The sequence below is a fragment of the Aestuariivirga sp. genome (genome assembly GCF_044239095.1).
In the GTDB taxonomy this organism is placed as follows: Bacteria; Pseudomonadota; Alphaproteobacteria; order Rhizobiales; family Aestuariivirgaceae; genus Aestuariivirga.
The window spans coordinates 1-7866 of the sequence record NZ_JBIICB010000204.1 but is presented as its reverse complement, the minus strand read 5'-3'; the positions used below and the strand labels follow the sequence as shown (position 1 = coordinate 7866).

5 protein-coding genes are annotated in these 7866 nt (G+C 62.2%); all 5 read right to left on the bottom strand.

The features are described 5' to 3' along the window. Window positions 1–992: AarF/UbiB family protein (locus tag ACILRA_RS16340; RefSeq protein WP_395663137.1), on the bottom strand; the 992-nt coding region annotated here is incomplete at its 3' end. Then, complete coding sequence (gene ubiE, locus ACILRA_RS16335; RefSeq protein WP_395663136.1) at window positions 992–1759, bottom strand: bifunctional demethylmenaquinone methyltransferase/2-methoxy-6-polyprenyl-1,4-benzoquinol methylase UbiE; 768 nt, start codon at window positions 1757–1759, stop codon at window positions 992–994. The genes ubiE and ACILRA_RS16340, both read right to left, overlap by 1 nt. 24 nt (window positions 1760–1783) lie before the next feature. Further along, complete coding sequence (gene murJ, locus ACILRA_RS16330) at window positions 1784–3340, bottom strand: murein biosynthesis integral membrane protein MurJ (RefSeq protein WP_395663135.1); 1557 nt, start codon at window positions 3338–3340, stop codon at window positions 1784–1786. Window positions 3341–3346: 6 nt separating this feature from the next. Next, on the bottom strand, window positions 3347–6100 hold the full coding sequence (locus tag ACILRA_RS16325) for a [protein-PII] uridylyltransferase (protein WP_395663134.1): 2754 nt from the start codon (window positions 6098–6100) through the stop codon (window positions 3347–3349). Further along, window positions 6097–7866, bottom strand: a 1770-nt coding sequence (mutS, locus tag ACILRA_RS16320; protein ID WP_395663133.1) for a DNA mismatch repair protein MutS, incomplete at its 5' end; no start/stop codon positions are given. The genes ACILRA_RS16325 and mutS, both read right to left, overlap by 4 nt.

Here is a 7866-nt window from a genome sequence, read left to right as displayed (position 1 = left end):
TTTCGGGTGATGAAACCATAGAGGATCTCGGCGAGGAACATGCTTTCCTTCTCGCCCAACCTTCCCACGATGCCGAAATCGACGGCGACGAGGTTGCCAGAACGGTCGATGAACAGGTTCCCCTGGTGCATGTCCGCATGGAAGAATCCATCGCGGATCGCATGACGCAGGAAGTTCTGGATAACCGAGTCGCCAAGCTTCACCAGGTCGAACCCATGGGCGCGCAAGCTCTCGATGTCGGAGATCGGGGTGCCATCGATCCACTCGGTGGTCAGCACATCACGCCCGGTGCGCTCCCAATCGACCTTGGGCACGCGGAAGCCGGGATCTTCCTTGGTGTTCTCCGCCATCTCGGAAAGTGCCGCGGCTTCCATGCGCAGGTCGAGTTCCTGCTTCATGGACTGCTCGAGCATGCGCACGGCAGCCACGGGCCTCAGGCGCCGTCCCTCCGTGCTGAAACGCTCGATCAGGCGCGCGGCGAAGTAATAGCTTGCCGTATCGGCTGCGAAGCGTTTGCCCACGCCGGGCCTCAGCACCTTGACCGCAAGCTCGCGGCCGTCAGCACTCCGCGCCTTGTGCACCTGCGCGATCGACGCTGCTGCGACAGGTGGGCCGAATTCTGCGAAGAGCTGGTTCACATCCGCGCCGAGGTTCTCGCGTATGATGTCTCTCGCGATTTCCGACGGGAACGGCGGCAGCTTGTCCTGCAAGGCTTTGAGTTCGAAGGCGCGGCGCGGACCCACGAGATCGGGTCTGGTCGCCAGGAACTGCCCGAGCTTGATGTAGCTCGGCCCAAGCGATGAGAGTGCCGCGGCAACTGCGTTCCCGTCGCCGGTTTTTGGTGACCGCGTGCCGATCTTGGCAATCGCAAGGCCCGTCCGGGCCGCCCATGGAAGCTGCCTCAGCTGCTCTGGCGTCATCAGCGCGTCATAGGCTGCGAGGGTACGGCCTGCACGCAACAGATTGAAGCTGTGTCTCAGGCTTGAGAACATCAGATGCGCCAACCCGAATGGATGGCAACGACACCGCCCGTAAGGTTGCGGTAGGTGACGTTGGCAAACCCGGCATCCTCGATCAGCGACTTAAAGTCATCCTGCCTCGGGAAGGTGCGGATTGATTCCACGAGATAGCGGTAGGGCTGGCCATCGCCCGTCACCACCTTCCCCACGGCAGGGATGACGGTAAAGGAATAGGCGTCGTAGATGCCGTCGAGCAGGGGCACGTCCACCTGTGAGAACTCCAGGCACAGGAAGCGGCCCCCGGGCCTGAGGACGCGGTAGGCCTCCGCGAGTGCCTTGTCGATATGGGTCACGTTTCGGATGCCGAAGGCGATGGTGTAGCCGTCGAAGCACTTGTCCGGAAAGGGCAGGGCTTCGGCATTGGCGACGCTGAAGGCGCAGCGGCCGAGCAGTCCGTCCGTTTCGGCCCGCTTGCGTCCTTCGCCCAGCATCTCTGGCGAGATATCGGCCAGCGTCACCCGTACATTGGGACCTCCGGCTCTCAGCACCCGGAACGCCACGTCGCCCGTCCCGCCAGCCACGTCGAGATGGCTGAAGGCACCCTGGCCATGCGGCGGGTTCAGCATCGACACCAGATCGTCCTTCCACAGCCGGTGGAGACCTGCAGACATCAGGTCGTTCATCTGGTCGTAGCGCTCGGCAACCTTGGAGAAGACCTCGTTTACGAGGCCTTGCTTTTCTGTTTCGCCTACCCGGCGGAAGCCGAATGCGACGTCTTGTTCATCTGTCTTGTCGGTCATGGGGCCAATTCTAGCGCCAAAGTCTTAGCGTTTCAGCATTGTCTTGATCTCGCCAAGTCGCATGGCGCCGGATACGTGCGCAATCGCAAAATAGCTCAAGCCGCCACCTGTGACGAGCAGTAGCAGGCCCCAGGCTGCGGCCAGGAAGCCTGCCTCCTCGGCATAGTTCGCCCGCAGCAACCATGATCCGCCCAGCAGCAGTGCGCCCATGATGAGGGCCGAAGCGAGAATGCGTGGCAGGCGCATGCGCGATTTCGCGTCCAGCCTGAACAGGCCCCGGCGGCTGAGGGTATAGGCGAGGAGGCCTGCGTTCACCCATGCGGCCAGTGACGTTGCCAGCGCAATGCCGACGTGACCCAGAAAGCGTGACAAGATGAGACTTGCCGCAACGTTCACCACGACCGAGATAATGGCGAAGCGCATTGGGGTCGCGGTGTCCTCGCGGGCGTAGAACCCCGGCTGAAAGATCTTCGAGAGTGAGAAGGCCGGAAGTCCCGAGGCGAAGGCAAGAACCGCCGCTGCGACTGCGAATGTATCGATCCGGGTGAAGGCGCCATGTTCGAAGACGGTATGGATGATGGGCGCCGGAATCGCCATCAAAGCGATGGCGGAAGGCAGGGTCAGAAACATGGAGAGCTCGAGTGCCCGGTTCTGGCTGCCGAGGGCTGCTGCCTCATCGCCGGCGCGCAGTTTACGTGAAAGGTCGGGCAGCAGAACCACGCCGATCGCCACACCGATGACGCCGAGCGGTAGCTGGTACAGGCGGTCGGCGTAGTAGAGATAGGCCACCGCTCCATCGAATGTGGTGGCGATCATGGTCGCCACCACGAGGTTGATCTGCATCACGCCGCCTGAAATGATGCCCGGCACGGACAGTCGGATGACCCGCTTCACCTCGGGTGTAAGCCTTGGCCATCGTGGCAGGAGCGGCATGCCGGCACGGCGGCTGGCGATGGTCAGCAGAACCAGCTGTGCCAAGCCCGCCACGAAGATGCCCCAGGCGAAGATGTAACCGGTCGTGGGCGTGTTGCCGGTATCGAACAGCCACGCCACCAGATTGGAGCCGATCATCACTATGTTCAGCAGGATTGGGGCTGCTGCAGCGGCGGTGAACCTGTTCAGGCTGTTCAGTACCCCGGCTTGCAGCGCTGCAAGGGACATGAACAAAAGGTAGGGAAAGCAGATCCTGGTGAGATCCACGGCGAGTTGGAACTTGTCGCCGTCACCCGTAAACCCTGGCGCGATGACGTGGATGAGCAGCGGCATCGCCAGCATCGCCGCTACGGTGAAGACGAGGAGCCAGGCCAGAAGAACGGAGAATACCTCCTGGGCAAAGGCCCGCGCCTTCTCTGCTCCTTCCCCTTCCACGCACTTGGCGTAGAGAGGAACGAAGGCATTGTTGAAGGCTCCCTCAGCGAAGAGCGCGCGGAAGAGATTTGGAAAGCGCTGGGCCACGAAAAAAGCTTCGGCGATCGGGCCGGTGCCGAGCGTGAAAGCGATGAACTGGTCGCGCACGAAGCCGAGGATACGGCTCACCAGCGTCAGTCCGCCGACGGTTGCTGCGGATCTGAGAAGTGACATCCTGGTTCAGGCCGGAGAAGTCGGCGCCGGCTTCAGGATGTGCCGCAGTGCATTTTCGATCTGCGCGTGGCGCGCGGCGTTTTCGATCTTCGCGCCTGTAAGGTCCGTCACGTAGAACACGTCTATGGCCTTTTCACCGAAAGTCGTCACATGCGCCGAGGCGATGTTGAGGTTCAGGCGGTAAAGCGCCTCTGTCAGGTCATATAGAAGGCCGATACGGTCGAGTCCATTGATCTCGATCACGGTGAAGCGGTTCGAGGACTGATTGTCGATGATGACGCGCGGTTCCACCGTGAATGCCTTGATGCGCTGCTGCGGCTTATAGGCGCGCGCCACAGCCTCCTTGAGCCAGAGTTCTCCCCGCAGGGCCTTGCGTATGAGATCGGCGACGCGCTCAGCCCGGCGCCGTTCATCCTCTTCTTCCGCGAATTCGCGCTGGATCAGGATGGTGTCGAGCGCCATGCCGTCGGTTGTGGTGAATATCTTGGCGCCTGCGATGTTTGCGCCAGCTGCCGCACAGGCGCCTGTGATGAGGGCGAGAAGCCTAGGGTGGTCGGGAGCATAGATCGTCAGGTCCGTGATGGCGGTGAAGGAATCCGTTTCCGTGCGGGTGACAACGCTCTTTTCCGCTGCGCTCGAAATGAGCTCGGCGTGCTTCAACTGCTCTTCGGTTGAAGTACCGAGCCAGTATGCGTCATAATGACGAGCGGCATAGGCTCTTTTCGTTTCATCGTTCCAGCCCGGCATCCTGCCGAAGAAGGCCCCTTGCGCTTCAGAAACCCTTTCTTTGCGCGTAACAGCTGTGTGCCCGCCCGTGAGCAAGGGCTCGGCCTCTGCGTAGAGCGTGCGGAGGAGCTGGCCTTTCCAGCCGTTCCATACGCCGGGGCCAACAGCGCAGATATCCGCAACGGTAAGGATGATCAGGAGCTTCAGACGTTCGAGGCTCTGCACGATTGTGCAGAAATCGAGAATGGTCTTGAAGTCGTTGAGGTCCCGCATCTGAGCGGTCTCGCTCATCAGCAGATGATGGCGGATCAGCCAGGCAACCGTTTCGGTTTCCGATGCTGTCAGCCCAAGCCTCGGGCAAAGCTCAAGCGCAATGCGCTCCCCCGCAACCGAATGGTCTTCCTTCCTTCCCTTTGCAATATCATGCAGAAAAACCGCCACATACAGCAGCCGGCGGCTGGTGATTGTCGGAAACAGAGCACTCGCCAGCGGATGGTCGTCGCTGAGCTTGCCGCGCTCGATGGCTGACAAATGCCCAACGGCCCTGATCAGGTGCTCATCCACCGTATAATGGTGATACATGTTGAACTGCATCATCGCCACGATGCGGCCGAACGGGGGAATGAATCTGCCGAGCAACCCGGCCTCGTTCATCATGCGCAGAATGATGTCTGGATTGTCGCCGGAGGTAAGCAGTTCGAGGAAGATCGCGTTGGCCTCGGGATCATCCAGGATGCCTCGAAGGAGGCCCAGCGACTTGCGCAGAAGCTTGATGGCGTCCGGATGTATCTCGGCGCCGTGTCTTCCTGCGGCCGCGAAGAGGCGCAACATGTTGACGGGGTCGTTCCTGAACACGTCGGCCGTCCTCGGCACCACACGCCCGCCTTCCAGCCTGAAAGCCGGTGCATCACTGAGGTTGCCCGTCGACTTCGGCAATAGCCGGCCAAACATGCGGCCGAGCCCCGGCGCATCCTTCACCTGCCTGGCTTCGAGGCTGGCGCAGAGAATGCGCGTCAGATCGCCCACGTCCTTGGCCACCAGGAAATAGTGCTTCATGAACCGCTCGACGTGCCTCAATCCGCCGTGGGCCTTGTAGCCGAGGCGTTCTGCGATGTCGGACTGGCGATCGAAGCTCAGCCTGTCATTGCCGCGTTTCGACAGAAAGTGGAGGTGGCATCGCACGGCCCAGAGGAAGCGTTCGCACTTCTTGAAGATCGCGAGTTCCTCGCGGGTGAAGGCGCCCTTCTCGGCGAGATCGTCGGTGGAGTTGGTGGCGTAGATGTACTTTGCGATCCAGAACAGCGTATGCAGGTCGCGCAGGCCGCCTTTGCCGTCCTTCACATCCGGCTCGACGAGATAGCGGCTTTCGCCCACCTTGAAGTGGCGCAGGTCGCGCTCGCTCAGCTTCGCGGAGATGAAGTCTTTCGCACCCTTGGAGACGATTTCGCGGCGGAAGTCGGCCACGAGCCGGTCGAACAGATTTTCGTCTCCACAGATGTAGCGCGCCTCGAGAATGGCTGTGAGGATCGTATTGTCGGACTTGGCGAGCCGGATGCACTCATCGATGCTGCGCGTGGCATGCCCAACCTTCTGGCGCATGTCCCACAGGCAGTAGAGTAGGAATTCGACGATGGCCTGCACCCTCTCTGTCTGGCGCGACGGCAGGATGATGAGCAGATCGATATCTGAGCCCGGAGCGAGCGTACCGCGCCCATAGCCCCCCACCGCGACCACAGCGATGCGTTCTTCGGTTTCACCGGCCGGGTAGAGCTCGGAACCAGCCAGCCTGAACAGGGCGCGAATCATCTCGTCCTCGGCGAGGCTGAGGGATTCGGCACAGCGTGTTCCGTCGCCATTCGCGATCAGCTGTTGCTCGGCAATGACATGGATACGCTCAAGTGTACCCTTCAGGATCTCGACGACGGTGCCCCGGTCCGGCCTTGGCCCGGCTGGAGCCCTCCTCGCAGCGGCGAGGAGTTCCTCGTAGAACACTGCAGGATCGATCAGCTTCTGCGGAACGTCTTTGTTTCTCATGCCTGCCGTGCGGACAGAAGGGACACTAGTTCATAGACCAGCTCCAGGGCCTTGCGCGGCGATAGCTCATCGGGTGCAAGGCCTGCAAGTCTCTTCTCCACGGCGCTTTCCCTGGGTTCCGGGCGGGGGGCCGGCTGCTGGAACAGCGGCAGATCCTCGGCAAGACTGGAGGCTGGCCCCTTTGCGCCGCCCCGTTCGAGTTTCTCGAGGACTTTCTGGGCGCGGCTGATCACGGCCGGCGGGAGGCCGGCGAGCCTTGCCACGTGAATGCCATACGACCGGTCCGCGACGCCGGGGATCACCTCATGAAGGAATATGATGTCGTCCTGCCATTCCTTCACCTTCATCGTCGCGTTGGCAAGGTGCGGAAGCTTGGCGGCAAGCTGCGTCAGTTCATGGTAGTGGGTGGCAAAGAGGGCACGGCACCTGTTCACGCCGTGCAGGTGCTCAAGCGTTGCCCAGGCGATGGACAAGCCGTCGAATGTCGCCGTGCCCCGTCCGATCTCGTCAAGGATGACAAATGATCTGCCGGTCGCCTGGTTCAGGATCGCCGCCGTCTCGACCATTTCCACCATGAAGGTCGATCGGCCGCGTGCCAGGTCATCGGCCGCGCCCACCCGGCTGAAGAGCCGGTCCACCGCGCCAAAATGCGCTTGCGCCGCAGGAACGAAAGAGCCCATCTGCGCGAGGATCACGATCAGCGCGTTCTGGCGGAGATAGGTCGACTTGCCGGCCATGTTGGGGCCCGTGAGCAGGCATAATCTCTTGCCGTCACCAGAGATCTCGCAGTCGTTGGCGACGAAGGATCCCGATGCGCTGTCCTGCAAGGCAGCCTCCACGACGGGATGCCTGCCGCCCGCGATGGCGAAGCGGGTGGAGTCATCAACCCGCGGCCTCACATATCGCCGCCGCTCGGCAACTTCTGCCAGCGCCGCAGCGGCGTCAAGCTGTGCTGCAGCATCCGCGAGCTTCGAAAGCAGGTCGCGCCGGGCGCTCACACGGGCCGACAGTGCCGCGAAGATATCCTGTTCGAGGGCCAGCGCCTTGTCAGCCGCCGCCGCAATGCGCTGATCGAGGGAGGCGAGTTCGGTGGTAACAAACCTCATGGCGCTCGCCACCGTCTGCCGGTGGATAAAGAGGCCGGCCTGCGCGGGAGACTGCAACGCGCCAGCCGAGGAGGCTGGAACCTCGATGAAGTAGCCCAGCACGTTGTTGTGCTTCACCTTCAGCGACTTCACACCGGAGATCTCGCAGTAGCGGCTCTGCAGTCCCGCGATTACGTGGCGAGTCTCGTCGCGCAGTGACCGGTTTTCATCCAGGTCGGCGGAATAGCCGGCCTTGACGAATCCGCCGTCCCGCGCGGTGGGCGGAAGATCGATGTCGAGGGCAGCATCGAGCTCGCGCGCGAGTTCGAGATCGCTCCAGCTCAGCGTCTCGCAGATGTTGTCCAGTCCCTCGGGCAGCCCGCTCAAGGTGGCGCTGGCCGAAAGCCGGTGTGCGAGGTGCCCTGCGATCATGAGACCGTCGCGGATCGCGCCCAGGTCGCGCGGACCTCCGCGTGCAATGGCGATCCGGCCCAGCGCCCGCTCGATATCCGGCATGGCGGCAAGCTGCTTGCGGATATCTTCTCGAAGACCGTAATCGGCCACGAAATGCGCCACATCGTCCAGCCGGCTGGCAATGGCGTAGGGGTCGCACAAAGGGTTCGACAGCCGCGCGCCGATGGCGCGCGATCCGGCCGCGGTGACGGCCATGTCGATCACTGA